Origin of the sequence: Variovorax sp. NFACC27, from assembly GCF_048301545.1 — a bacterium.
Lineage (GTDB): Bacteria > Pseudomonadota > Gammaproteobacteria > Burkholderiales > Burkholderiaceae_C > Variovorax > Variovorax gossypii.
The window spans coordinates 3430808-3454771 of the sequence record NZ_CP157613.1; the positions used below are offsets into that span (position 1 = coordinate 3430808).

Consider the following 23964-nt stretch of genomic DNA (forward strand, 5'->3'; position numbering starts at 1 on the left):
AGCGTGCCAAGAGCGGCGCGCTGCCTCGGAGAAGACCGAGGAGGCCAAGCGAAGCTGCCTGACCGCACTTTTCGCGGAGCCAGCGATTATCGCATACTGCCCCATTTTCGAGCAAACCAAAGGCTCCCAATGACTTCCACACCCCTGCGCGCGGGCCTTGTCGGCTATGGTTTTGCCGGGCAGACCTTCCATGCGCCCGTTCTTTCGGCCGTTCCGGGCCTGGAACTGGCGGCCGTGGCCAGTTCGCAGCCGCACAAGGTGCATGCCGACTGGCCCGGCGTGGCGGTCGTTCCCGACGTGGCCGCGCTCGTGACCCGTTCGGACATCGACCTGATCGTGGTCGCCACGCCCAATGCCCAGCACCATCCGGTCGCCAAGGCGGCGCTGGAGGCTGGCAAGCACGTGGTGGTGGACAAGCCCTTCACGCTCGACGTGGCCGAGGCGAGGGAGCTCGATTTGTTGTCAAAGAGCAACAATCGGGTTCTCGCGGTCTACCAGAACCGCCGCTTCGACGCCGATTTCCTGACTCTCAAGGATGTCCTGGCAACCGGCGAACTGGGCCGCCCGGTGTACATGGAATCGCATTTTGACCGCTTCCGGCCCGAAGTGAAGGAGCGCTGGCGCGAGCAGGCCGTGCCCGGCTCGGGCCTCTGGGTGGATCTGGGCTCCCATCTGGTCGACCAGGCGGTGCAGCTCTTCGGCCGTCCCGACACGATCCAGCTCGACACCGCCGTCTTGCGCGACAGCGCCGTGGTCGAGGACTACTTCCATGCCGTGCTGCGCTACGAGGCCGGGCCGCACGCGCCGCTGCGCGTGGTGCTGCATTCGACGACGCTCGCGGCCCACGCGGCGCCGCGCTACATCGTCCATGGCACGCGCGGGAGCTACGTCAAGCACGGCGTCGATACGCAGGAAGACGCGCTGCGCGCCGGACAGCGGCCGCCAGCCGAAGGGTGGGGCGCCGATCCGCTGGACGGAGAACTCTCGCTGGCAGCGCCTGGCGGGACCTTCGTCAAGCGAAGCATTCCGACGCGGGCCGGCAACTACGTCGACTACTACGCCGCAGTTCGCGATGCCATCCTCGGCCATGGTCCCAATCCAGTGCCGCCCGAGCAGGCTGTCGCGCTGATGGAACTGCTCGACCTCGGTCGTCAGAGCGCTCTCGAGGGGCGTGCGATCCGCACATGAAAAATGCCCGCGCAAGGCGGGCATTCATTCGTAGGGTGCCACTGATCCGGCTTTGCCGATCAGTGGGCACCGCCCCCGGTAGGGGGTGGCGTAGCGACACGAAGTGCGCGCAGCCCGGGGGCGAGCAACAGTTACCCGCCGCGACGCATCATGTCGAAGAACTCGACATTGGTCTTCGTCGCCTTCATGTTCTTGAGCATCAGCTCCATCGACTCGATCTCGTCCATGTTGTACATGAGCTGACGCAGGATGCGGGTCTTCTGCAGGATCTCGGGCGCCAGCAGCAGCTCTTCGCGGCGCGTGCCGCTGCGGTTGAGCTGGATCGACGGGAAGACGCGCTTCTCGTACAGGCGGCGGTCGAGATGGATTTCGGAGTTGCCGGTGCCCTTGAACTCTTCGAAGATCACTTCGTCCATGCGGCTGCCGGTGTCGATCAGCGCGGTGCCGATGATGGTCAGCGAGCCGCCTTCCTCCACGTTGCGCGCGGCGCCCAGGAAGCGCTTGGGGCGCTGCAGGGCGTTGGAGTCGACACCGCCGGTCAGCACCTTGCCCGACGAGGGCACGACGTTGTTGTAGGCGCGGGCAAGGCGGGTGATCGAGTCGAGCAGGATCACCACGTCCTTCTTCAGCTCGACCAGGCGCTTGGCGCGCTCGATGACCATTTCGGCCACGTGCACGTGGCGTGCGGCGGGTTCGTCGAAGGTCGAGGCAATGACCTCGCCCTTCACGGTGCGCTGCATTTCGGTCACTTCTTCGGGGCGCTCGTCGACGAGCAGCACCATCATGTGGACGTCGGGGTAGTTGGCGCTGATCGCGTGGGCGATGTGCTGCATCATCACCGTCTTGCCGCTCTTGGGCGGTGCCACGAGCAGGGCGCGCTGGCCTTTGCCGATGGGGGCGATGATGTCGATGATGCGGCCGGTGATGTTCTCGTCGCCCTTGATGCCCTCGCGCTCGAGCTTCATCTGCTCCTTGGGGAACAGCGGCGTCAGGTTCTCGAACATCACCTTGTGCTTGTTCTGCTCCGGCGGGCCGTTGTTGACCTTGTCGAGCTTGGTCAGCGCGAAATAGCGCTCGCCGTCCTTGGGCGTGCGCACCTCGCCTTCGATCATGTCGCCGGTGTGCAGGTTGAAGCGGCGCACCTGGCTGGGCGAGATGTAGATATCGTCCGTGCTGGCCGTGAAGCTGGTGTCGGGGCTGCGCAGGAAGCCGAAGCCGTCGGGGAGTATTTCGAGCACGCCGTCGGCGAAGACCTGTTCGCCGGCCTTGGCGCGCTTCTTGATGATCGCGAACATCAGCTCCTGCTTGCGCATGCGGCCGACGTTTTCGATCTCAAGCGCTTCAGCCTGCTTGAGGACTTCAGACACGTGGAGTGCCTTGAGTTCGTTTAAGTGCATGGAATGAGCCCTTGACGGGGCCTATCGGTCGGGGAGAAACGGAAAACGGGGGGAGGTTGGGTGTGAAGCGAGAACTGCCTCACCAACCGGGGAACTCGAACCGGTTGCCTGAGTAAAGGGCCGGTGATCTGTGGGAGATTATGACAGGAAAAACGCGCCGGCCAACGCATTGCGCGCTGGCCGGTTGAAATCGATCAGGCGAGTTGCTGGTCGATGAAGGCGGTGAGCTGAGCCTTGCTCATGGCACCGACCTTGGTGGCTGCCAGCTGGCCGTCCTTGAACAGCATCAGCGTGGGGATGCCGCGGATGCCGAACTTGGCGGGGATGTCGCGGTTCTCGTCGACGTTGAGCTTGGCGATCTGCAGCTTGCCTTCGTAGGCGGTGGAGACTTCGTCCAGGATCGGGGCGATCATCTTGCAGGGGCCGCACCATTCGGCCCAGTAGTCGACCAGCACCGGCTGGCTGGACTTGAGCACGTCGGCCTCGAAGGAGGAGTCGGAGATGTGTTTGATGAGTTCGCTGGCCATGTGATGGGTCCTTGTGCGCAGAGAGTTTCGGTGCAGCTAAAGTGCTGGTCATTGTGACAGAAACCAAGGGGCGGCGTGCCTTGCAGGGCGGCTATGGCGGCGATAGCCAAAGCCCTTGCGCCCCGCGTCCGCGCGCGTGCTCCGACCCCTCGATAGAACATGAACGAAGGCCACCCCGTCCAGGCCCTGTGGTGCGATCCCGCCGATGGCGTGGTCGCGCGGATCGTCCGTGCGCTCGCCGAGCGCCAGCTGCATGCCGCCCGCACCGTGGTGCTGGTGCCCTATGCGCAGCTGATGGGCGTCGCGCGCGCCATGTGGGCTCGGTGCGGCAGTCTCGGCTTCGTGCCGCGCTTCGAGACCACCCACAACTGGGCCCGCAGCGCGGGCGGCTTCATGCCGACGGGCTACGACATCGCCCACGACATGGCGCGCGACCTGGTCACCGCGCAGGCGCTGCTTTCGCAGGCGGGCTTCCATGCCGAGCGCTTCGCCCTGGCCGGCCGCGTCGTCGAGCTCGCCTATCAACTGGCGCCCCTGGCCGCTGCCGTGACGCCCGAGGAGCGAGGCGGCGAATGGGCGCAACGTGCGGCGAGCGTGGCGGACGCGGGCAGCGAGTCCGAGTGGTTCCGCATCGAGAGCGCATTGATCCGCATCGCCGTCGCCTGGACTTCGACCTCGAGCTACGCCACCGACGTGCTGCAGCGTGAGTCCACGCGAGCCCAAGTCGACGCGCTGATCGTGCTCGAGGGCTTCCAGGCCGATCCGCTCACCCAATCGCTCTGCAGGCTGTGGGGCGACCGCGCGCTTCACCTCTCGCTCGTGCCTTCCGGCGCGCCCACGCAGGCCTGCGCCTCGCACATCGCCCTCGACCCCGAGGACGAAGCCGGGCTCGCCGCGGCCTGCGTGCTGCGCCATCTCGCCGAAGACCGCGCGCCCGTCGCGCTGGTCGCGACCGATCGCGCGCTCACCCGTCGCATCAGCGCTCAGCTGAGCGCACAAGGCGTCGTCACGCACGACGAAACGGGCTGGAAGCTCTCGACCACGCGCGCAGCCGCTTCGCTGATGAGCGCGCTGCGCGCATGCGCCCACGACGCCACCAGCGACCAGGTGCTCGAATGGCTCAAGAGTGGCGCCGACGGCGATTCGCCCATCGTCCAGTCGGTCGAAGCGCGCCTGCGCCACGAAGGCATGCGCGACTGGTCGGCATGGTGTGCCTTGATGACCCGCAGCGAGAAGTCGAAAGACACCGCGCTGCTTGTCTTTACCGAGGCCGTCGAGGCGCGCCGTGCGCCCATGGCTCGTTCGCGCCCGCTGGCCGAGTGGCTGCGCGCGCTGCGCGAACTGCTGGAGGCCAGCGACCAGTGGGCCTTGCTCGAGGAAGACCTGGCCGGCGGCAAGGTGATCGGCGCTCTGTGGCTCGACGCCGGCGCGCATGGCGACGACGAGGACGAATTCCCCGGCGGCCGCCACACCCTGACGGAATTCACCGCCTGGGTGCGCGACGTGCTGGAAGACGCCAGCTTCGTGCCCCCCGCCGGCGACCAGGCGCCCAGGGTCGTGGTGCTCCCGCTCTACCAGTTGCTGGGTCGGTCCTTCGGCGCGGTGGTCATCCCGGGTTGCGACGATCGACGCTTGCCCGCATCGCCTGAGCCCCCAGGCAACTGGAGCGCAGCCCAGCGCCTCGAACTGGGCCTGCCCTCGCGCGAGGCACTCGAGGCCGCACAGCGCGCAGCCTGGGCCGCGGCCCTGCACAACCCGTCTTGCGAGCTGATCTGGCGCCACTCCGACGCCAGCGGCGAACCCGTGCGTCCGAGCCCGCTCGTGCAGGCCCTGGAGCTCGACCACGCCCTGCAGCCCTCGGCCGATCCGCGCCTGCCGCGCGAGGTGCCCGTGCAGCCGACCGGCTACCCGACGCCCTCGGGCGCTCTCCTGCCGCTGGAGAACATCTCCACCAGCGTGTATGAAGACCTGCGCCGCTGCCCCTATCGCTTTTTCGCGCTGCGGCAGCTGGGCCTGCGCAGCGCCGATGAACTCGATGCCGAAGTCGACAAGCGCGACTTCGGCAACTGGCTGCATGCGGTGCTCGGCCATTTCCACGAAGCCCTGGCCGAAGCTCCGACACCGGACGCGCAGCAGCGCATCGCCCTCATCGAAGAGGCCGCGCGGCGCGCGACGCAGGAACTCGGGCTGTCCGACGCCGAGTTCCTGCCATTCGCCGCCGCATGGCCCGCGGTGCGCGACGGCTACCTGGGCTGGTTGACGGGGCACGAGGCGGCGGGCGCAGTCTTCACCGAGTCCGAGCCGTGGAAGGAGCAGTCGCTGGGCGAGCTGCGCCTGATAGGCCGGCTCGACCGCATCGACCGCATGCCCGACGGCCAGGCCTTCGTGATCGACTACAAGACCGAGTCCGCCACGGTCAGCAAGGAGCGCGTGAAGGACCCGACCGAAGATACGCAACTGGCCTTCTACGCCGCGCTCGTGGCCGACGACACCCTGCGTGCGGCCTACGTGAACGTGGGCGAGAAATCCGCCGGCACGCAGACCGTCGAGCAGCCCGCCGTGGTCGAGGCGCGCGATGCACTGGTGGCCGGCATCATCGACGACTTCAGGCGCATCGCTCAGGGCGCGGCACTGCCGCCGCTGGGGGAGGGCGCCGTGTGCGACTACTGCGCCGCACGCGGCCTCTGCCGAAAGGACTTCTGGGGCGATGAGTCCCCGCTGCCCGCCATCGTGGGCGGCCCGACGACCGGAGGCGACGCGCAATGAACGGCGCAGCCTACGAACACAACGGCCGGCACGTCGCGCGCGAGGCCTTCTACACCGTCGCCTGCGATCCGCGGCGCTCGGTCGCCGTCGAGGCCTGCGCCGGCGCGGGCAAGACCTGGATGCTGGTCTCGCGCATCCTGCGCGCGCTGCTCGAGGAGGGTGAGTCCGCCTGCGAGCCGCACGAGATCCTGGCCATCACCTTCACGAAGAAGGCGGCCGGCGAAATGCGCGAGCGGCTCGACCAGTGGCTGGAGGATTTCGCGCAGCGCGCACCGGAAGAACTGGTCGGCCAACTCGTGATGCGCGGCATGGAGCCTGCCGCGGCAGCCGCTGCCGTGCCCCGCCTGAAGGGCCTCTACCGGCGCCTGCTCGAAGGCGGCAGGCCGGTGCAGTTCCGCACCTTCCACGCCTGGTTCGCCGGGCTGCTGCGCAACGCGCCGCTCGCGGTGCTGCGCGAGCTGGGCCTGCCTTCGAACTACGAGCTGCTCGAAGACGACGCGGAGGCGCGCGGCCATACATGGCGGCCCTTCTTCGAGGCGGTCACGGCCGACAAGGAGGCGCTGGCCGACTATTACGCCGTCGTTGCCACGCACGGTCGCTCGCAGACGGCCAAGGCCCTGGGCGAAGCGTTGTCGAAGCGCGTCGAGTTCTCCCTGGCCGATGCTGAGAATGCCGTGCAGCATTTCAGCGCGCTCTATCCGGCGCTCGAAGGCCTGGACGAACCGACCGATGCATTGCGCGGCGAACAGGTCCGCCGTCGCTGGCTCGACCGGGCCGCCGCGCTGGGCCGTGAGAGCAACAAGACGCCGCAGAAGGCCGCCGAAGCCGTCATCGACGTGTTCGGAACGGGCGAGCCTGCCGGCGATTCGCTGTCCGCCGCGCTTGCCCTGCTGCGCAAGAGCTTCTTCGTGGCGACCGAGGACCGCCTCAACAAGAACCTGCAGAAGTTTCCCGCCGCGCAGGAGGCCGAAGCCGAGCTTCAGTTGCTCTGCGCGGCCCAGGCCCAGCACGCCGCATGGCTCTACCAACAGCGCATGACGCGCCTCACGCGGCTGCTGATCGCGGCCTTCGCCGAGGTCAAGCGCACCCATGGCTGGGTCGACATGAACGACGTCGAGCAGGCCGCGCAGCTGCTGCTGGGCCAGTCGGCCCTGTCGGGCTGGGTGCAGGAGCGGCTCGACGCGCGCATCGCGCACCTGCTGATCGACGAGTTCCAGGATACGAACCCGCTGCAGTGGCAGGCGCTCTACGGCTGGCTCAGCGCCTACACCGGCGCACAGGGACGCGCGCCGCGCGTGTTCATCGTGGGCGACCCGAAGCAGAGCATCTACCGCTTCCGCCGCGCCGAGCCGCAGGTGTTCATCGCCGCGAAGAAGTTCGTGCGCGAAGGGCTCGACGGCGAGCTGCTGAACTGCGACCACACGCATCGCAACGCGCAGTCGGTGGTCGGGTTGGTCAACGCGGCGATGCTGGCCGCGCAGGAGGCCGGCGAATTCGACGGCTACCGCGCCCACACCACGGAGCGCGGCGACGACGGCGAACTGCTCAGGCTTCCGGCCATCGACCGCGATGCGCTCGGCGATACGGCCGAAGCGGCACCGGCCGACGACGGCATGCTGCACTGGCGCGACAGCCTCGTCACCCCGCGCGTGCTGCCCGAGGAACAACTGCTGCAGAAGGAGTGCGAGCAGGCCGCGCGATGGGTCGCGCAGCGCATCGCCGACGGTACGCAGCCCAGCCGCATCATGGTGCTGGCGCGCAGGCGCAGCCGGCTCTCGGCCATGCAGGACGCGCTGCGCCTGCGCCACATTCCCGTGCAGCAGCCGGAAAAGAACGACCTGCACGACGCGCCCGAGGTTCAGGACGTGGTCGCGCTGATCGACGCGCTGGTGTCTCCGGCGCACGACCTGTCGCTGGCACGGGCGCTGAAGTCGCCGGTGTTCGGTGTCGACGACGAGGCGCTGGTGCAGCTCGCACTGCGACAGCGCGAGCGCGGCCCCGTCAGCTGGTTCTCGCTGATCCAGAAGGACGAGAGCCTTCCGCAGGTGCTGGTCGAGGCCGGCCCGCGGCTCAAGAGATGGCAGCGCTGGCTCATGACGCTGCCGCCGCACGACGCGCTCGACGCGATCTTCCATGACGGCGATCTGCTCGCGAAATTCGGCGCCGCCGTGCCGGCCGCGATGCGCCAGGGCGCACTGGCCAATCTGCGTGGCGTGCTCTCCGCGTCGCTGGACATCGACGGCGCGCGCTTCGCCACGCCGTACGCGCTGGTGCGTGCCCTGCGCGCGGGTGGAGTGCGTGCCCCGACCGTGGTCGCTCCCGACGCGGTGCAGCTGCTGACCGTGCACGGCGCCAAGGGGCTCGAAGCCGACACCGTGCTCATGCTCGATTGCGACGCCGCGCCGCCGCGCGCCCAGACCATGGGCGTGCTCGTCGAATGGAAGGGCAGCGACAGCGCGCCGACGCGCTTCATCTTTCTTGCGAGCGAGAAGACACCCCCGGCCTGCGCGGCGGGCCTTCTCGAGGAAGAGCAGCGCGCGCGCCATCGCGAGGAGCTCAACGGGCTTTACGTTGCCGTCACGCGGGCGCGCGAGCGGCTGGTGCTGTCCTCGGTGCGGCCCGCGCGTGCCAACGAGGGCAGTTGGTGGGCGCGTCTGGAAGCGCTGTGCGAGCCCACGGAGGCCGACGAGCCGCTGGTCGCGCTGTCGGCGCCGGGCAGCGCGGCAAGTTTCCCGATGCAGCGCATGCCGGAGGCTCCCGAGCCTGTCGAGCAGCCTGCCGTGACAAAGAAAGCCGCCAGCACCACGCTCGATGCCCGCGCCGCCGCCTTCGGCCAGGCCATGCACCGGCTGCTTGAATGGGCGGTGCCGGGCGAACCGCTGGCGGCGGCCCATGTGCGCGCCGCGGCCCGCGAATTCCTGCTCGACGCGCAACAGGCGCGCGGCGCTGCCGCGCTGGCCCAGCGCATCCGTTCGGGCGAGGGTGCCTGGGTGTGGGACGATCGCAGGGTCGACTGGCACGGCAACGAAGTCACGCTGGTGCACGAAGGCGAAACCCTGCGGATCGACCGGCTGGTGCGCGAGCGCGACAGCGGTGCCTGGTGGATCCTCGACTACAAATCCGCGGCTCGCCCCGAGCGGGACGCCGCGCTGATCGCACAGATGCAGCGCTATCGCGCCGCGGTGCAACATGCCTATCCCGGTGCCACGGTGCGCGTCGCGTTCCTCACCGGGCAGGGCGAACTGGTAAATCTCGAATGAATGTTTCTCCCACCGTCGCCGTCATCGGCGGCGGCCCCGCCGGCCTGATGGCGGCTGAAGTACTGAGCGCATCCGGCGCCCAGGTGCATGTCTACGACGCGATGCCCTCGGTGGGCCGCAAGTTCCTGCTGGCCGGACGCGGCGGGCTGAACCTCACGCACTCCGAGCCTTTCGACGCGTTCATGAGCCGCTTCGGCGAGCGCCGGGCGCAGCTGGAGCCGATGCTCGCGCGGTTCGGTCCGCAGCAGGTGCGCGAGTGGGCAAGCGGGCTGGGCATCGAAACCTTCGTCGGCACCTCCGGGCGCGTGTTTCCCACCGACATGAAGGCAGCGCCGCTGCTGCGTGCCTGGCTGCATCGGCTGCGCGCGGCGGGCGTGCAGTTCCACATGCGGCATCGCTGGATGGGCGAGGGGCCGTTCGACATGGCGTCGCTGCGCTTCTCGACGCCCGCCGGCGAAGTCACGGCGAAGGCCGATGCCGTCGTGCTGGCGCTGGGCGGTGCAAGCTGGGCACGTCTCGGCTCCGACGGCGCATGGGCGCCGTGGCTGCAGGCGCAGGGCATGGACGTGGCGCCGCTGGAGCCTGCCAACTGCGGTTTCGACGGGACGGGCTGGAGCGAGCATTTCTCCAGTCGATTTGCAGGACAGCCCTTCAAGTCGGTGGCGATTTTGTTCACGGACAGCCATGGGCGGCATTTCGCGCGCAAGGGTGAATTCGTCGCGACAGCCGGTGGCATCGAGGGCAGCCTGATCTACGCGGCCTCGGCCCTGTTGCGCGACGAGATCGCCGAAAAAGGAAGCGCGACGCTACTGCTCGACCTGCTGCCCGATCGAAGTGCCGAGCAGGTGCTGGCCGCAGTGAAGCATCCGCGCGGCGCGCGTTCGCTCAGCAGCCATCTCAAGAGCCGACTGGGTCTCGAAGGCATCAAGGCCGGCGTGCTGCACGAGGCCTTGAGCCGCGAGGCGATGCACGACGCGGAGCAACTCGCGGCGACGATCAAGGCAGTGCCGCTGAAGCTCGTCGCGGCCCGGCCTATCGACGAAGCCATCAGCACTGCTGGCGGCGTGCGCTTCGACACGCTGGACGCGCAGCTCATGTCAACGGCACTGCCGGGCGTGTTCGCGGCTGGGGAGATGCTGGACTGGGAGGCGCCGACCGGCGGCTACCTGCTCACGGCTTCGATGGCAAGTGGCGCCGCGGCGGCGCGCGGCGTGATCCAGCGGCTGGGCCTTTGAAAGAAAGGCCTCGCGCCGGAGATTTTGTCGCTGGAGATCTGTTTTTGCGGGCCCCGTTTCATTTCGCGTGGAATGAAACGAAACCGCTGAAGAAGTTGACGAGCCTTACCCCTGGCACTGACTACGCAGTTAGGGCTGCTTGGTTCCCCACCTGACCCGGTTGGCCACTTCACCATGCAGGGAGGCCCGTCAGGGTGGATTGTAACCCCTCGGGAAGTCCGCACTCCGGGGCGTGGGGTTCGAGGGGCGGGGCCACGCCTCCTTTTAGAATGCCCGCAATGTCTTATCTCGTGCTCGCTCGCAAGTTCCGCCCGAAAACCTTCGGTGAGATGGTCGGCCAGGGGCATGTGGTGCAGGCGCTCGAGAACGCGCTGACCACGCAGCGCCTGCATCACGCCTATCTCTTCACCGGCACCCGGGGTGTCGGCAAGACCACGGTCTCGCGCATTCTTGCGAAATCGCTCAACTGCCAGGGGCCGGACGGGCAGGGCGGCATCACCGCCACGCCCTGCGGCGTGTGCCAGGCCTGCCGCGACATCGACGCCGGCCGCTTCGTCGACTACACCGAGCTCGACGCGGCCTCCAACCGTGGCGTTGACGAAGTCCAGTCGCTGCTCGAGCAGGCGGTCTACAAGCCGGTGCAGGGGCGCTTCAAGGTCTTCATGATCGACGAAGTGCACATGCTCACCAACACCGCGTTCAACGCGATGCTGAAGACGCTCGAGGAGCCGCCCGAATACCTCAAGTTCGTGCTGGCCACGACCGATCCGCAGAAGGTGCCGGTCACGGTGCTGTCGCGCTGCCTGCAGTTCAACCTGCGGCCGATGGCGCCCGAGACGGTGCTGGAGCACCTCACCGCCGTGCTGCAGACCGAGAACGTGCCGGCCGATCCACAGGCGCTGCGCCTGCTGGCGCGCGCGGCGCGCGGCTCGATGCGCGATGCGCTCTCGCTCACCGACCAGGCCATCGCATTCGGCAACGGCGAGCTGGTCGAATCCGGCGTGCGGCAGATGCTCGGCAGCGTCGACCGCGGCCATGTGTTCCGCCTGATCGAGGCGCTGGCCCAGGGCGACGGCAAGACGGTGGTCGAGACTTCCGAGGCGCTGCGCGTCGACGGCATGTCCGCCGCCTCCACGCTCGAGGAAATGACGGCCGTGCTGCAGGCCATGGCGGTGCTGCAGGCAGTGCCCTCGCGGGCGGAAGCGGCAGATGCGGCCACCGACCCCGATGCGGCCGACACCGCGCGCCTTGCCGCGCTGATGCCGGCCGACGAAACGCAGCTGCTGTACAGCCTGTGCCTGCATGGGCGCGGCGAACTGGGCCTGGCTCCCGACGAATACGCCGCGCTGACCATGGTGCTGCTGCGGCTTCTGGCCTTCAAGCCTTCCAGCGCGACCGCTTCGACGGCATCCCCGGAAAAAAAAACTCTGAATGAAGCCGCGGCCGCCGCGCCGCAGGCTCCGGCGCGTGTCGTGTCGCCCGCTCCGGCTCCCGCGTCGGTGGCCCGCCCGCCGGTCGAAGCGCCTGCGGCGGTTGCACAGGCTCCCGCTCCGGCCCCCGCGCCTGCTGTCGTCCAGGCCGCTGCACCGGTTCCGGCCGGCCATCGCCTCGCCGTGGTCGACGAACCCCGGCAGGCCGAGCCCCGCCCCGACGCCGCCGAGGCGCCCGCCAAGGTCGTCGGCGTGCCCATCCGGGTCCAGCCCCCGCCGAGTGCCCGCGACATCCCGCGCCCCGACGAGCCGCGAAGCACCTTCACGCCCATCCCGACCAGCGAGGATGGCGATTTCTGGTACGCCACGGTCACGCAGCTGATCGCGGCCGAGGCCATCAGCGCCCTGACTCGCGAGCTCGCACTGCAGTCGCAGCTGGTGGGCCGCGACACCGACCAGTGGCTGCTGCGCATCGAGCGCGAGACGCTGAGCCAGCCGTCCAGCCGCGAAAAGCTCACCGCGGCGCTGAACGGCCTGGGCCACGAGATCAAGCTCGCCATCGAGGTCGGCGCCGTGGTCGACAGCCCCGCGCGCCGCAACAAGCAGGCGGCCGACGAACGCCAGCGCGTGGCCGAGGAGGCCATCATGAGCGACCCCGAAGTGCAGGCGCTGATGCGCGACTTCGACGCGAAGATCGTCCCCGGCACGCTGAAGCCGGCCTGAGTCCGCGTCTCCCGTATCCTTCACCCACTTTTCCAACCCGACAGATCAGGATCAAAGATGTTCAACAAAGGACAACTGGCCGGCCTCATGAAGCAGGCGCAGGCAATGCAGGACAACCTCAAGAAGGCCCAGGAAGAACTGGCCACCATCGAGGTCGAAGGCGAATCCGGCGCCGGCCTCGTCAAGGTCGTCATGACCTGCAAGCACGACGTCAAGCGCATCACCATCGACCCCAGCCTGCTGGCGGACGACAAGGACATGCTCGAAGACCTGGTGGCCGCAGCCTTCAACGCCGCCGTGCGCAAGGCCGAGGAAACCAGCGAGCAGAAGATGGGCAAGCTCACTGCCGGCATGCCCGGCCTGCCGCCCGGCATGAAGCTGCCGTTTTAAATGACTCTCCCCCAGGCTTGCCCACTTCGTGTGGCCGCCACCCCCCTCGCCGGGGGCAACACCAGCGGCCCGGCGAAGCCGGTTCCGCGGTGTTCCCGCGAAGGGGCAGCTTGACATGGCAGACGCCAGTTCGCTGGATGCATTGGTCGATGCGCTGCGCCGCCTGCCCGGGGTTGGCGTCAAGTCGGCTTCGCGCATGGCGTTCCATCTGCTGCAGCACGACCGTGAGGGCGCGCAGCTGCTTGCGCGCGCATTGCAGCAGGCGGCCGGCCAGGTGCGGCATTGCGAGCGCTGCAACACCTTCACCGAAGCGCCGATCTGCCACGTCTGCCTCGACACGCGGCGCGACGCCAGCAAGCTCTGCGTGGTCGAGACGCCCGCCGACCAGGCCGCGCTCGAGCGCACCGGCGCGTTCCGCGGCTACTACTTCGTGCTGATGGGCAAGCTCAGTCCGCTCGACGGCATCGGCCCGAAGGACATCGGCCTGCAGAAGCTCTTCGATCGCGCGCGCGACGGCACGGTGAGCGAAGTGATCCTCGCCACCAACTTCACGGCCGAGGGCGAGGCCACGGCGCACGTGATCGGCGAAGCGTTGAAGCAACACGGCCTCACCGTAACGCGACTCGCGCGCGGCGTGCCGGCGGGCAGCGAGCTCGAATACGTCGATCTCGGCACCATCGCGCACGCCCTCGTGGACCGCAGATAGATAGAACCATGACTCTCTCGCTGCTCACGATCGCCTACTGGTGCGTGCTCGTCGCCTGCGTACTGCCGTATCTGGCGGCATGGATCGCCAAGGCGGGCAGCTTCGGTCCGCGCGACAACCTGCATCCGCGCGAATGGGCCTCCAAGCAGAGCGGCTGGCGTGCACGCGCCAACAGCGCGCAGGCCAACAGCTTCGAAGGGCTGCCGTTCTTCATCGGCGCAGTGATCATCGCGCACCAGCTCGGCGCGGCGCAGGCGGGCCTCGACATGCTCGCGGTGGCCTACGTGGTGCTGCGCACGATCTATCTCGCGCTCTACATCAGGGGCATCGGCAGTGCTCGCAGCGCTGTCTGGGCACTCGCGTTCCTGGTCAATATCGCGATACTTTTTCTGGCTCGATGAAGCCTTGGCGAAGGCTTCTCGGCGAGGCCTTCATGCTTACGTGAAAACCCGCACGGGAACACCCCGATGCAGTCGCGTGTTGCGGCCCCTAAGCTCGATTCAGTCCTTACGAATCACAGAGCCAACGGGCAAGGTTTCATGCTTCATCGCCGCACATTCGTTTCAGCTTCAGCCGCCATTGCCGCAGCAACCATTGCGTTGCCGCGTGTCTTTGCGCAGCAGGCGAAGCTGGAGAAGACCAAGGTCTCCATCGCGGTCGGCGGCAAGGCGGCGTTCTACTACCTGCCGCTCACCATCTCGGAGCAGCTCGGCTACTTCAAGGCCGAAGGGCTCGACGTGGAGATCTCCGATTTCGCCGGCGGCGCGCGCGCCCTGCAGGCGGTGGTCGGCGGCTCGGCCGACGTTTGCTCTGGCGCTTACGAACACACCATCAACCTGCAGGCCAAGAACCAGTTCTTCCAGGCCTTCGTCTTGCAGGGCAGGGCGCCGCAGATCGCGGTGGGCGTGTCGACCAAGAACATGGCCGGCTACACCGGCATCCAGGATCTCAAGGGGAAGAAGATCGGCGTCTCCGCGCCGGGCTCGTCGACCAACATGGTGGCCAACCTCGTGCTGTCGCGCGGCGGGCTCAAGGCCAGCGACGTGAGCTTCATCGGCGTAGGCGTGGCCGCGGGCGCGCTCACCGCGCTGCGCTCGGGCCAGATCGATGCCATCAGCAACACCGACCCGGTGATGACGATGCTGGAGCAGAAGGGCGACGTGAAGATCATCAGCGACACGCGCACGCTCAAGGGCACGCAGCAGGTGTTCGGCGGCACGATGCCGGCGGCGTGCCTCTATGCGTCGAGCGAGTTCATCCAGAAGAATCCCAACACCTGCCAGGCGCTGGCGAACGCCATCGTGCACGGCCTGAAGTGGCTGCAGACGGCGGGGCCGGGCGACATCATCAAGACGGTGCCCGAGACCTACCTGCTCGGCGACCGCGCGCTGTATCTCGCGTCGTTCGACAAGGTGCGCGAGTCGATCGCCACCGACGGCCTGATACCCGCCGACGGCCCGAAGACGGCGCTCAACGCCATCTCGAGCTTCGACACCTCCGTGAAGGCCGAGAAGATCGACCTCGCGAAGACCTACACCAACGATTTTGCAAGGCGCGCGAAAGACAGGTTCAAAGCCTGATTCCGAACGTCCCGCGACCCGGCTCAGGCCGGGTTTTTTATGCCATGTCCGACCACGCACTCGAACTCCTCTCCATCAGCTGCACCTTTCTCTCGAAGGACGACCCCGGCCAGCGCTACACGGCGGTGGCCGACACCACGCTGCGGGTGAAGGCGGGTGAATTCGTCTCGGTGGTCGGGCCCACGGGCTGCGGCAAGTCGACGCTGCTGAACGTGGGCGCGGGCCTGCTGGAGCCTTCGTCGGGCACGGTGAAGGTCTTCGGGCAGACGCTCTCGGGCATCAATGCGCGCGCCGGCTACATGTTCCAGACCGAGGCGCTGATGCCATGGCGCAGCGCCATCGACAACGTGATGGTGGGCCTGCAGTACCGGGGCGTGCCCGAGGCGCAGGCCCGCGAGCAGGCCGAGGCATGGCTCTCGCGCGTGGGCCTCTCGGGCTTCGGAGACCGCTATCCGCACCAGCTCTCGGGCGGCATGCGCAAGCGCGTGGCGCTGGCGCAGACCCTGGTGCTCGACCCCGACATCATCCTCATGGACGAGCCCTTCAGCGCGCTCGACATACAGACGCGCCAGCTGATGGAGAACGAGGTGCTCGAGCTCTGGAGCGCGAAGAAGAAGGCGGTGCTCTTCATCACGCACGACCTTGACGAAGCCATTGCGATGAGCGACCGCGTGGTGGTGCTGTCGGCCGGGCCGGCCACGCATCCCATCGGCGAATTCGCCATCGACCTGCCGCGCCCGCGCGACGTGGCCGAGGTGCGCACGCAGCCGCGCTTCGTCGAGCTGCACACCCAGATCTGGGAAGTGCTGCGCGACGAGGTGCTCAAGGGCTACGCGCAACAACTCAGGAAGGCCGCGTGATGGCACGGCTCGGCCTGAACGAACGCAACGCGCGCTTCTGGCAGCTGGCGCTGCTGGTGGTGATCCTCGTGGCGTGGCACATCGCCTCGCGCAACCAGCAGATCGCCTTCTTCCTCGGCGAGCCGATCCAGGTGGCGGGCCGCATCTGGAGCTGGTTCCTGCCGTTCGAGATTCCGGCCAACGCGCTCTTCCCCGAAGGGCTGAAGGGCAACGCCGACATCTACCAGCACCTGGGCACCACGCTGCTCGAGACGGTGCTGGCCTTCGGCATCGGCACCGTGCTCGGGCTGGCCTGCGGGCTGTGGCTGGCGCTCGCGCCCACGGCGAGCCTGATCCTCGATCCGTACATCAAGGCCGCCAACTCGATGCCGCGCGTGATCCTCGCGCCCATCTTCGCGCTGTGGTTCGGCCTGGGCATCTGGAGCAAGGTGGCGCTGGCCGTGACGCTGGTGTTCTTCATCGTGTTCTTCAACGTCTACCAGGGCGTGCGCGAGGTGAGCCCGGTGGTGCTGGCCAACGCGAAGATGCTGGGCGCCAACCAGCGGCAGCTGCTACGCACGGTGTACCTGCCGAGCGCGACGAGCTGGGTGTTCTCCAGCCTGCACACGTCGGTGGGGCTGGCCTTCGTGGGGGCGGTGGTGGGCGAGTACCTGGGCTCGGCACGCGGCGTGGGCTACCTGATCCTGCAGGCCGAAGGCACCTTCGACGTCAACACGGTGTTCGCGGGCATCGTGGTGCTCACGGCCTTCGCGCTGGCGCTGGACGGGATCGTCGGGGTCATCGAGCGGCGCCTCATGAAGTGGCAACCCAAGACCGGCGAGACCGAGAAGCTCTAGCGTTGCCCGTGCGATGATCGCGCGCGGCTCGGTAGGGCGCCGCAACGATTCTTGGGGGTAAACGAACAATGAGCCACGACAACAACAGGCGGGCCACGACCCTGCGCTCGCGCAGCGAGGCGGCACGGGTCTCGAACGAAGAGCTTTTCTTCGACCTGGTCTACGCGTTCTCCGTCACGCAGCTTTCCCACTACCTGCTCGACCACCTCACGCTCCTCGGGGCGCTGCAGACGCTGGTCATGTGGTTCGCCGTCTGGCTGGGCTGGCAGTACACGGCCTGGACCACCAACTGGTTCAACCCCGGCACGCTGCGCATACGCGGCGTGCTGTTCGCGATCATGCTGCTGGCGATGGTGATGGCCTCGGCGCTGCCCGGCGCCTTCGCCGAGCGCGGACTGGTGTTCGCGCTCTGCTTCGTGGGCATCCAGGCGGGGCGCACGCTGTGCATGCTGATCGCCATCGGGCCGAACGATCCGCTCACGCCCAACTTCCGTCGCCTGCTGGCGTGGAACTGCGTGGCCGGGGTGTTCTGGATCGCCGGCGGCCTGGCCGAGGGGCAGACGCGCCTCGTGCTGTGGCTCGGCGGCGTGCTGTGCGAATACATCGCGCCGATGATCGGCTTGCGCTTTCCGGGCCTGGGCCGCTCGCTGACCAGCGACTGGACCATCGACGGCGGCCACCTCGCCGAGCGCTGCCAGCTCTTCGTGATCGTCGCGCTGGGCGAGTCGGTGCTGGCCACCGGCATCGCCTTCGGCCACCACCCCGAGTGGCACGGCATCGACCTGTTCGCACTGATGGTGGGCTTCGCGGGCAGCCTGGCGATGTGGTGGATGTACTTCGACACCAGCGCCAAGGAGGCGACGCACGTCATCGAGCATGCGAAGGACCCGGGCGGCATCGGTGCCAAGTTCCACTACACGCACGTGATCCTGGTGGCGGGCATCATCGTCTGCGCCGTGGCGGACGAGCTGACGATCGGCGAGGGCTCGCACCACGCCGAGCTCAAGTACCTGGGGGCGCTGATCGGCGGGCCGGCGATCTACCTGTTCGGCAATGCGCTATTCAAGCGCGTGGTGCGCGGCTTCCTGCCGCAGTCGCATCTCTTCGGACTGGGCTTTCTGGCCGTGCTTGCGGTCTTCGCGTCGCACATGACGGTGCTGGTGGTGGGAACGCTCACCACCGTCATCATGATCGGCGTCGCCGCGATGGAGGCGGTGGTGCGCAGAAGGGCACAGCAGGCGGCGAAGGCTCACTGACCCTTCGTTCGCGCGCTCGTTCGTTCGCGGTTTTTCAGCGCTTCAGCGCTTCTTCTTGGAGGGCGTGCCGCCGCGCTTCTCGCGCACGACCTGCTGCTTGCTGCTGGCAGGCACCTTGACGACGCTGCCGGCGCCGCGCGGAGCGGCTGCCTTCGAAGGCGCGCCGCCACGGCGGGCGGGAGTTGGCGCCGCGGCATGCGAAGTGGCGCGGATGCCGGTGCCGGCGCGGGCAGCGACCGTCGCGCGCACGGGCAGGTACACCACCACGCTGTAGCCGCGCTTGAACGCGTGGTTCGGCTTCACGTCGTTCCACTCGGCCACGCTGGCGGGCTTGAGGTTGTAGCGGCGCGCGATGCTCGCGACGCTGTCGGCGCGGCCGGCCTTCACGGTCGTGCGGCGCGTGACGATCTCGGGCTGGAAGCTCAGGTGGCCGCCGTCGGCCACCACGGCTGCCACGTCTTCCTTCACGCGGGCACCGCGCGGCACGATCAGCGTCGAGCCGGTCTTGATGAGCATCCGCGGCGGGATGTTGTTGATGGAGCGCAGGTCGTTCTCGCTCATGCCCGAGCGCTGGGCGGCGTCGGCCACCGTCATGGTGTTGGGCACGACCCAGGCGGTCCAGCTGGCGTACTGGCCCTGCGAGTAGGCGTCGAAGTTGCGCTGGAACACGGCTGCGTTGTCCCAGGGCAGCAGGATCTGCGGCGTGCCGGCGGCGATCAGCACCGGCTTGTGGGCGGCCGGGTTCAGCGCGCGGAAGTCCTCGAGGCGCACGTCGGCCAGCTTGGCCGCGAGCTCCACGTCGAGGTCGCGCGTGAGCGTCACGGTCTGGAAGTACGGGTGGTTGGCGATCAGCGGCAGCTCGGTGTTGAAGGCCTGCGGATTCGCCACGATGTTCTTCACCGCCTGCAGCTTGGGCACGTACATGCGCGTCTCGGCGGGCATGGTGAGGTCGCTGTAGGTGGTGGGCAGGCCCAGTCGCTGGTTCTTGGCGATGGCGCGGCTCACGCTGCCTTCACCCCAGTTGTAGGCGGCCAGGGCGAGCTGCCAGTCGCCGAACATGCCGTAGAGCTTCTGCAGGTAGTCGAGCGCGGCGCGGGTGGAGGCCACCACGTCGCGGCGGTCGTCGCGGAAGATGTTCTGCTTCAGGTCGAAGTCGTTGCCGGTGGCCGGCATGAACTGCCACATGCCCGCTGCGCGCGCGCTGGAGATGGCCTGTGGGTTGAACGCGCTCTCGATGTAGGGAAGCAGCGCGAGCTCGGTCGGCATGTTGCGACGCTCGAGCTCCTCGACGATGTGGAAGATGTACTTGTTCGAGCGCTCCGTCATGCGCTGGATGTAGTCGGGCCTGCTGGCGTACCACTGCTCGCGGTCGCGCACCAGGTCGTTGTCGAGGTCCGGCATCTTGAAGCCGCGGCGGATGCGGTCCCACATGTCGACCGGCGGCGCGAGCGTGACGACGCTCTGCGAACGGGCCTGGCCGCTGGCAAGTGGGGAGAGTGCGTCGCGAGGATAGACGGGGGCCGCGCTGCCGGCGACCTTGGAGCCGGTGCCGCCGGCCTGCGACGACGAGGAGGGGGAAGAAGAGGAGGGAGAGGAGCTGTTGTTCGTGCCCGCGCAGCCCGCGAGCACCAGTGAACCTGCAATGCAGGTGGCAGCGATCAGTTTCATCGGAAGTCGTTTTTCCATTGGCGCAGTGCGGCGAACACGTCGGCCTCTGCCGCATCGGCAGCAAGCTCGGCGTGGGCACGCACCGCTCGAAGGACAGTGGCTTCGCGGCTGCGAAGAAAGGGGTTGACCTGGCGTTCGATCGCCAGTTGGGACGGCAGCGTGGGCTGCCCCTGCGCGCGCAGGCTTTCGCAGCGCGCGTTGTAGTGAGTCAGCTCGGCGTTGGCCGGTTCCACCGCCTGCGCGAAACGCAGGTTAGAAAGTGTGTATTCATGCGCGCAGCAGATGCGCGTGTCGCCGGGCAATGCGGCCAGCGCGTCGAGCGAGGCCAGCATCTGTGCGGGCGTGCCTTCGAAGACGCGCCCGCAGCCGCCGGAGAAGAGCGTGTCGCCGCAGAAGAGCAGCGGAGTGTCGGCGGGTGCGGTTTGCGCGGCGGGCAGGAAGTACGCGATGTGCCCCGCCGTATGGCCCGGCACGTCGATGACCTCGAAGCGCAGGCCCAGCACCTCGGCGATGTCGCCCTGCGCAAGCGGCGTGAAGGGCTCGGGGATGCGCTCGCGGGCGGGGCCCCACACCTGCGCGCCGGTGGCAGCATGCAGCGCGGCCACGCCGCCCGTGTGATCGGGGTGATGGTGCGTGACTAGAATCGCGGCCAGTTGCAGCTTGTGGCGCGCCAGCGCGTCGAACACCGGTTGGGCATCGCCCGGATCCACCACGATGGCGTGGGACCCGTCGTGCAGCATCCAGATGTAGTTGTCAGCGAAGGCGGGCAGCGGAACAAGGGTCATGAGCGGTCAAATTATAGGTTTGCAGGATTGGTTCGCGACCCCCCCGGGGCGGTACCTGCTGGCTTGGGAGCAGGCCCAGTTCGATCAGGCGGTGGCCGACGTGTTCGGCTATCACGCGTTGCAGCTGGGCGCCGCGGAGGTCGACGGCCTGCGCGCCAACCGCATGCCGCACCGCTGGCTGGCGCTGGACGATCCCGCCCGCGCCGGCAAGGCGACGCTGCTGGCCGACTTCGCGGCACTGCCGTTCGCGGCCAACAGCCTCGACCTGGTGGTGTTGCCGCATGCGCTCGAGCTGAGTCCCGATCCGCACGCCACCCTGCGCGAAGTCGAGCGGGTGCTGGTGCCCGAGGGCCGCGTGGTGATCTGCGGGCTCAACCCGACCAGCCTCTGGGGCATGCGGCAGCGCCGCGCGCACATCTATCGCCGGCTCGGCATCGGCGACCTCTACCTGCCCGAAGGCGGGGAGTTCATCGGCTACTGGCGCATGCGCGACTGGCTGCGCCTGCTGAGCTTCGAGGTGGAGTCGGGCCGCTTCGGCATCTACCGGCCGGCGGTGCGCAGCGAGGCCTGGCTGGAGCGCTCGCGCTGGATGGATGCCGCCGGCGAGCGCTGGTGGCCCATCTTCGGTGCGGCCTACTTCCTGGTCGCGGTGAAGCGGGTGCGCGGCATGCGCATGCTGAGCGCCGACTGGCGCCGTGCCGGAGCCCGGGCCACGGCGCCCGTGCCCATCGCGGGCAAGGTGCACCGCAGCGGCGAGCCCAACAAGAACTGAAATTGAAATTGAATCGATAGAGATGAAGAAAAAGGAAAAGCTGGTTTGAACGAAGTCGTGATCTACACCGATGGCGCCTGCAAGGGCAATCCCGGCCCCGGCGGCTGGGGCGCGTGGCTCAAGTCGGGCGCCACCGAGAAGGACCTGTTCGGCGGTGAACTCAACACCACCAACAACCGCATGGAGCTGACCGCGGTCATCGAGGGCCTCGCCGCCCTCAAGCGGCCCTGCAAGGTGCTGCTCTACCTCGACAGCCAGTACGTGCGCAAGGGCATCACCGAATGGATCCGCGGCTGGAAGGCCAAAGGCTGGGTCACCGCCAGCAAGGAGCCGGTGAAGAACGTCGAGCTCTGGAAGCGGCTCGACAAGCTGGTGAGCGAAGGCGGCCACCAGATCGAATGGCGCTGGGTCAAGGGCCACTCGGGCGACCCGGGCAATGAGCGCGCCGACATGCTGGCCAACAAGGGCGTGGACAAGGCCCTGGGCCGAATCTAGGTAGCCCGGGCCCCGTTGATGCGAGGCCTCGTCCGAGGACACCGAGGAACCGGCTCCGCCGGGCCTCAGGTGTCGCCCCCGGCGAGGGGGTTGGCGAAGCGACACGAAGTGCGCGAAGCCTGGGGGAGTGCTAGATGTTCCCGTCGAACATCATCACGTCCACTTCCTCGCCGGGGCCCACGCTGCCCTGGTCGTGGCGCAGCACCACGAGCCCGTTGGCTTCCAGCATCGAGCTGAGCACGCCCGATCCCTGGTTGGCCGCTACGCAGACCTCCGGCAGCGCGCCGGGCACGGTCTTCACGAAACCGCGTTGATATTCGGTGCGGCCCGGCTTCTTGCGGATCGGGCCCGTGGTGCGCGCGCGCAGCAGCGGCGGTGGTGCGGCCGCCGCTTCATGGCAGCCCATCATGCGCAGCAGGGCGGGTCGCACGAAGGCCAGGAACGTCACCATCACGGCCACCGGATTGCCCGGCAGGCCGAACAGTACGGCAGGCTGCGAAGAGGCTTCGCGCGGGATCAGCCCCACCGCCAGCGGACGCCCCGGACGCATCGCCACGCGCCAGAAGGCCATGTCGCCCAGCTTCTGCATCACGTCGCGCGTGTGGTCGGCCGCGCCCGCGCTCACGCCGCCGCTGGTGATGATGGCGTCGGCCTCGCGCGCGGCACGCTGCAGCGTGGCGGCGAGCGCTGCCGGGTCGTCGCGCACCAGGCCGAGATCGACGACCTCGCAGCCCAGCCGGGCGAGCAGGCCGAAGACGGTGTAGCGGTTGCTGTCGTACACCGCGCCTTCGCGTGGCGCTTCGCCCAGGCTCAGGATCTCGTCGCCGGTCGAGAAGCAGGCCACCCGCAGCCGTCGCAGCACGGGCACGCCGGGCAGGCCCAGGCTGGCGACCATGCCGAGCGCGGCGGGCGACAGGCGCTCGCCCTTGCGTAGCGCGGGCTGACCCTTCATGAGGTCTTCGCCGGCAAAGCGGCGGTTGTCGCCGCGGCGCAGCACCCTGGCGGGAAAGCACACGCGGTCGCCGTCGACCTTGCAGAACTCCTGCGGAATGACGGTGTCGAGGCCCGCCGGCATCATCGCGCCGGTCATGATGCGCACTGCGTCGCCAGGCCCGAGAGTGCCGCGCCAGGCTGCCCCGGCCAGCGCCGTGCCTGCCACGCGCAGCGCGACGGAGGCGTCGATGGGGGCGTTGTCGGGCAGCACTGCGCCGTCGAAGGCGTAGCCGTCCATGGCGGAGTTGTCGTGCGGCGGAACGCTGACGGGCGAGACGATGTCCTCGGCCAGCACGCGGCCGAGGGCGTCGAACAGCGAGATGCTCTCGCGCTGGGTGACGACGGCAGTGGCCGTCAGCTGGGAAAGAAAGGCGTGGACCGCCTCGACGCTCAGGTCGGCGGCGCCGTCGTGGCCCGCGAGGGCTGAAGAGGCGATGTCGGCAATGCGGCTCATCGGTTTTCGAGGGCGTGCAGTTCGGCCAGGGTATTGGCGTTGAAGAAGGCGTCGGGCGCGTCGCCGGGACGGTCGAAGGGCACGTGCACCGCGCGGTGCTGCGAGATCCATGCATGGACCTTGCGGCCGCCGGCGGCGGTGTAGCGAAGCAGGCTGTCGCGCAGTTCGGCGCGCAGCAGGCAGAAGACGGGTTGGGGCCGCAGCGCCGGCCCGTCTTCGGTGGCCTCGGGGGCGAGGGCCATGGCGATGTCGGCCTGGCCGGCGATCGCGGCTTCGGCGAGCCGGGCGGCGAGGTCGGACGGGAACAGGGGCGTGTCGCAGGGCACGGTCAGCAGCCATGGCGTGGAGCAGTGCTCCAGCCCGGCCAGGAAGCCCGCCAGCGGGCCCGGGTAGTCCGGGAGGCTGTCGGGCCACACCGGCACGCCGAGGGCCTCGTATTCGGCCAGGTTGCGGTTGGCATTGACCATGAGCGGGCCGACCTGCGGCGCCAGCCGCCGCATCGCATGCAGCGCCAGCGGTTCCCCGTTGAAGGGCTGGAGCCCTTTGTCGATGCCGCCCATGCGCGAACCGCGTCCGCCGGCCAGCAGCAATCCCGTGATGTCGGCGGGCGCGATGACGGCGTGCGCGGGCATGGCGGCCGCCT

The 23964-nt window shown here is 68.4% G+C and carries 20 protein-coding genes and 1 other RNA gene; 14 read left to right on the plus strand and 7 right to left on the minus strand.

Going from position 1 to position 23964, the window contains the following annotated elements:
• Window positions 1–129: 129 nt before the first annotated feature.
• A complete protein-coding gene (locus ABL840_RS16050) occupies window positions 130–1188 on the plus strand; it encodes an oxidoreductase (protein WP_093302526.1) in 1059 nt (352 codons plus the stop codon).
• A 131-nt stretch (window positions 1189–1319) separates the two neighbouring features.
• On the opposite strand, the gene rho is transcribed toward ABL840_RS16050, so the two are convergent.
• On the minus strand, window positions 1320–2585 hold the full coding sequence (rho, locus tag ABL840_RS16055) for a transcription termination factor Rho (protein WP_093195546.1): 1266 nt from the start codon (window positions 2583–2585) through the stop codon (window positions 1320–1322).
• A gap of 194 nt (window positions 2586–2779) precedes the next feature.
• Window positions 2780–3112 carry a thioredoxin TrxA gene (gene trxA / locus ABL840_RS16060; RefSeq protein ID WP_093195545.1) on the minus strand — a complete coding sequence of 111 codons (333 nt, stop codon included), beginning with the start codon at window positions 3110–3112 and terminating at the stop codon, window positions 2780–2782.
• Window positions 3113–3271: 159 nt separating this feature from the next.
• Here trxA and ABL840_RS16065 point away from each other — a divergent pair, with 159 nt between their 5' ends.
• From ABL840_RS16065 to ABL840_RS16075, 3 genes are read left to right on the plus strand one after another with little or no spacing between them, the layout of a single operon-like run.
• The gene (locus ABL840_RS16065; protein ID WP_093302529.1) at window positions 3272–5878 is read left to right on the plus strand and encodes a PD-(D/E)XK nuclease family protein; all 2607 of its coding nucleotides are present in this window, start codon (window positions 3272–3274) and stop codon (window positions 5876–5878) included.
• Entirely contained in the window at window positions 5875–9138 is a 3264-nt protein-coding gene (locus ABL840_RS16070) for a UvrD-helicase domain-containing protein (protein ID WP_093302532.1), read from the plus strand. Before ABL840_RS16065 ends, ABL840_RS16070 begins: the two co-directional genes overlap by 4 nt.
• Window positions 9135–10373: a TIGR03862 family flavoprotein gene (locus ABL840_RS16075; RefSeq protein WP_093302535.1), complete on the plus strand. Its 1239-nt coding sequence runs from the start codon at window positions 9135–9137 to the stop codon at window positions 10371–10373. The genes ABL840_RS16070 and ABL840_RS16075 overlap by 4 nt, the downstream gene beginning before the upstream one ends.
• Before the next feature lie 94 nt (window positions 10374–10467).
• Here ABL840_RS16075 and ffs read toward each other — a convergent pair.
• Window positions 10468–10564, minus strand: an RNA gene (ffs, locus tag ABL840_RS16080) — signal recognition particle sRNA small type.
• A gap of 87 nt (window positions 10565–10651) precedes the next feature.
• On the opposite strand from ffs, the gene dnaX reads away from it, so the two are divergent.
• The 8 genes from dnaX to ABL840_RS16120 all read left to right on the plus strand — a co-directional run bounded on the left by dnaX (window position 10652) and on the right by ABL840_RS16120 (window position 18154).
• The gene (gene dnaX, locus ABL840_RS16085) at window positions 10652–12526 is read left to right on the plus strand and encodes a DNA polymerase III subunit gamma/tau (protein WP_093302538.1); all 1875 of its coding nucleotides are present in this window, start codon (window positions 10652–10654) and stop codon (window positions 12524–12526) included.
• Window positions 12527–12583: 57 nt separating this feature from the next.
• The gene (locus tag ABL840_RS16090) at window positions 12584–12916 is read left to right on the plus strand and encodes a YbaB/EbfC family nucleoid-associated protein (RefSeq protein WP_012747441.1); all 333 of its coding nucleotides are present in this window, start codon (window positions 12584–12586) and stop codon (window positions 12914–12916) included.
• A gap of 115 nt (window positions 12917–13031) precedes the next feature.
• The gene (gene recR / locus ABL840_RS16095; RefSeq protein WP_093195540.1) at window positions 13032–13622 is read left to right on the plus strand and encodes a recombination mediator RecR; all 591 of its coding nucleotides are present in this window, start codon (window positions 13032–13034) and stop codon (window positions 13620–13622) included.
• An 8-nt stretch (window positions 13623–13630) separates the two neighbouring features.
• Window positions 13631–14023: an MAPEG family protein gene (locus ABL840_RS16100; protein WP_093302541.1), complete on the plus strand. Its 393-nt coding sequence runs from the start codon at window positions 13631–13633 to the stop codon at window positions 14021–14023.
• A 138-nt stretch (window positions 14024–14161) separates the two neighbouring features.
• Window positions 14162–15202 (plus strand): ABC transporter substrate-binding protein, encoded by a 1041-nt coding sequence (locus ABL840_RS16105; RefSeq protein ID WP_093195538.1) that lies wholly within the window; start codon window positions 14162–14164, stop codon window positions 15200–15202.
• 44 nt (window positions 15203–15246) lie between these two features.
• The gene (locus ABL840_RS16110; RefSeq protein ID WP_093195537.1) at window positions 15247–16062 is read left to right on the plus strand and encodes an ABC transporter ATP-binding protein; all 816 of its coding nucleotides are present in this window, start codon (window positions 15247–15249) and stop codon (window positions 16060–16062) included.
• Entirely contained in the window at window positions 16062–16898 is an 837-nt protein-coding gene (locus tag ABL840_RS16115; protein ID WP_093195536.1) for an ABC transporter permease, read from the plus strand. Before ABL840_RS16110 ends, ABL840_RS16115 begins: the two co-directional genes overlap by 1 nt.
• Before the next feature lie 68 nt (window positions 16899–16966).
• A complete protein-coding gene (locus tag ABL840_RS16120; RefSeq protein WP_093302543.1) occupies window positions 16967–18154 on the plus strand; it encodes a low temperature requirement protein A in 1188 nt (395 codons plus the stop codon).
• A gap of 42 nt (window positions 18155–18196) precedes the next feature.
• On the opposite strand, the gene ABL840_RS16125 is transcribed toward ABL840_RS16120, so the two are convergent.
• Together ABL840_RS16125 and gloB are read right to left on the minus strand one after the other, a co-directional pair.
• On the minus strand, window positions 18197–19822 hold the full coding sequence (locus ABL840_RS16125; RefSeq protein ID WP_093302546.1) for a transglycosylase SLT domain-containing protein: 1626 nt from the start codon (window positions 19820–19822) through the stop codon (window positions 18197–18199).
• On the minus strand, window positions 19819–20607 hold the full coding sequence (gloB, locus tag ABL840_RS16130) for a hydroxyacylglutathione hydrolase (RefSeq protein ID WP_093302548.1): 789 nt from the start codon (window positions 20605–20607) through the stop codon (window positions 19819–19821). Before gloB ends, ABL840_RS16125 begins: the two co-directional genes overlap by 4 nt.
• A 19-nt stretch (window positions 20608–20626) precedes the next feature.
• On the opposite strand from gloB, the gene ABL840_RS16135 reads away from it, so the two are divergent.
• Both ABL840_RS16135 and rnhA read left to right on the plus strand, forming a co-directional pair.
• Window positions 20627–21379: a class I SAM-dependent methyltransferase gene (locus tag ABL840_RS16135; RefSeq protein ID WP_093195532.1), complete on the plus strand. Its 753-nt coding sequence runs from the start codon at window positions 20627–20629 to the stop codon at window positions 21377–21379.
• 45 nt (window positions 21380–21424) lie between these two features.
• A complete protein-coding gene (gene rnhA, locus ABL840_RS16140; protein ID WP_093302551.1) occupies window positions 21425–21874 on the plus strand; it encodes a ribonuclease HI in 450 nt (149 codons plus the stop codon).
• A gap of 130 nt (window positions 21875–22004) precedes the next feature.
• Here rnhA and glp read toward each other — a convergent pair whose 3' ends face one another.
• A complete protein-coding gene (gene glp, locus ABL840_RS16145) occupies window positions 22005–23321 on the minus strand; it encodes a gephyrin-like molybdotransferase Glp (protein ID WP_093302553.1) in 1317 nt (438 codons plus the stop codon).
• Window positions 23318–23953 carry a molybdenum cofactor guanylyltransferase MobA gene (gene mobA / locus ABL840_RS16150; protein WP_093195619.1) on the minus strand — a complete coding sequence of 212 codons (636 nt, stop codon included), beginning with the start codon at window positions 23951–23953 and terminating at the stop codon, window positions 23318–23320. The genes glp and mobA overlap by 4 nt, the downstream gene beginning before the upstream one ends.
• Window positions 23954–23964: the final 11 nt, after the last annotated feature.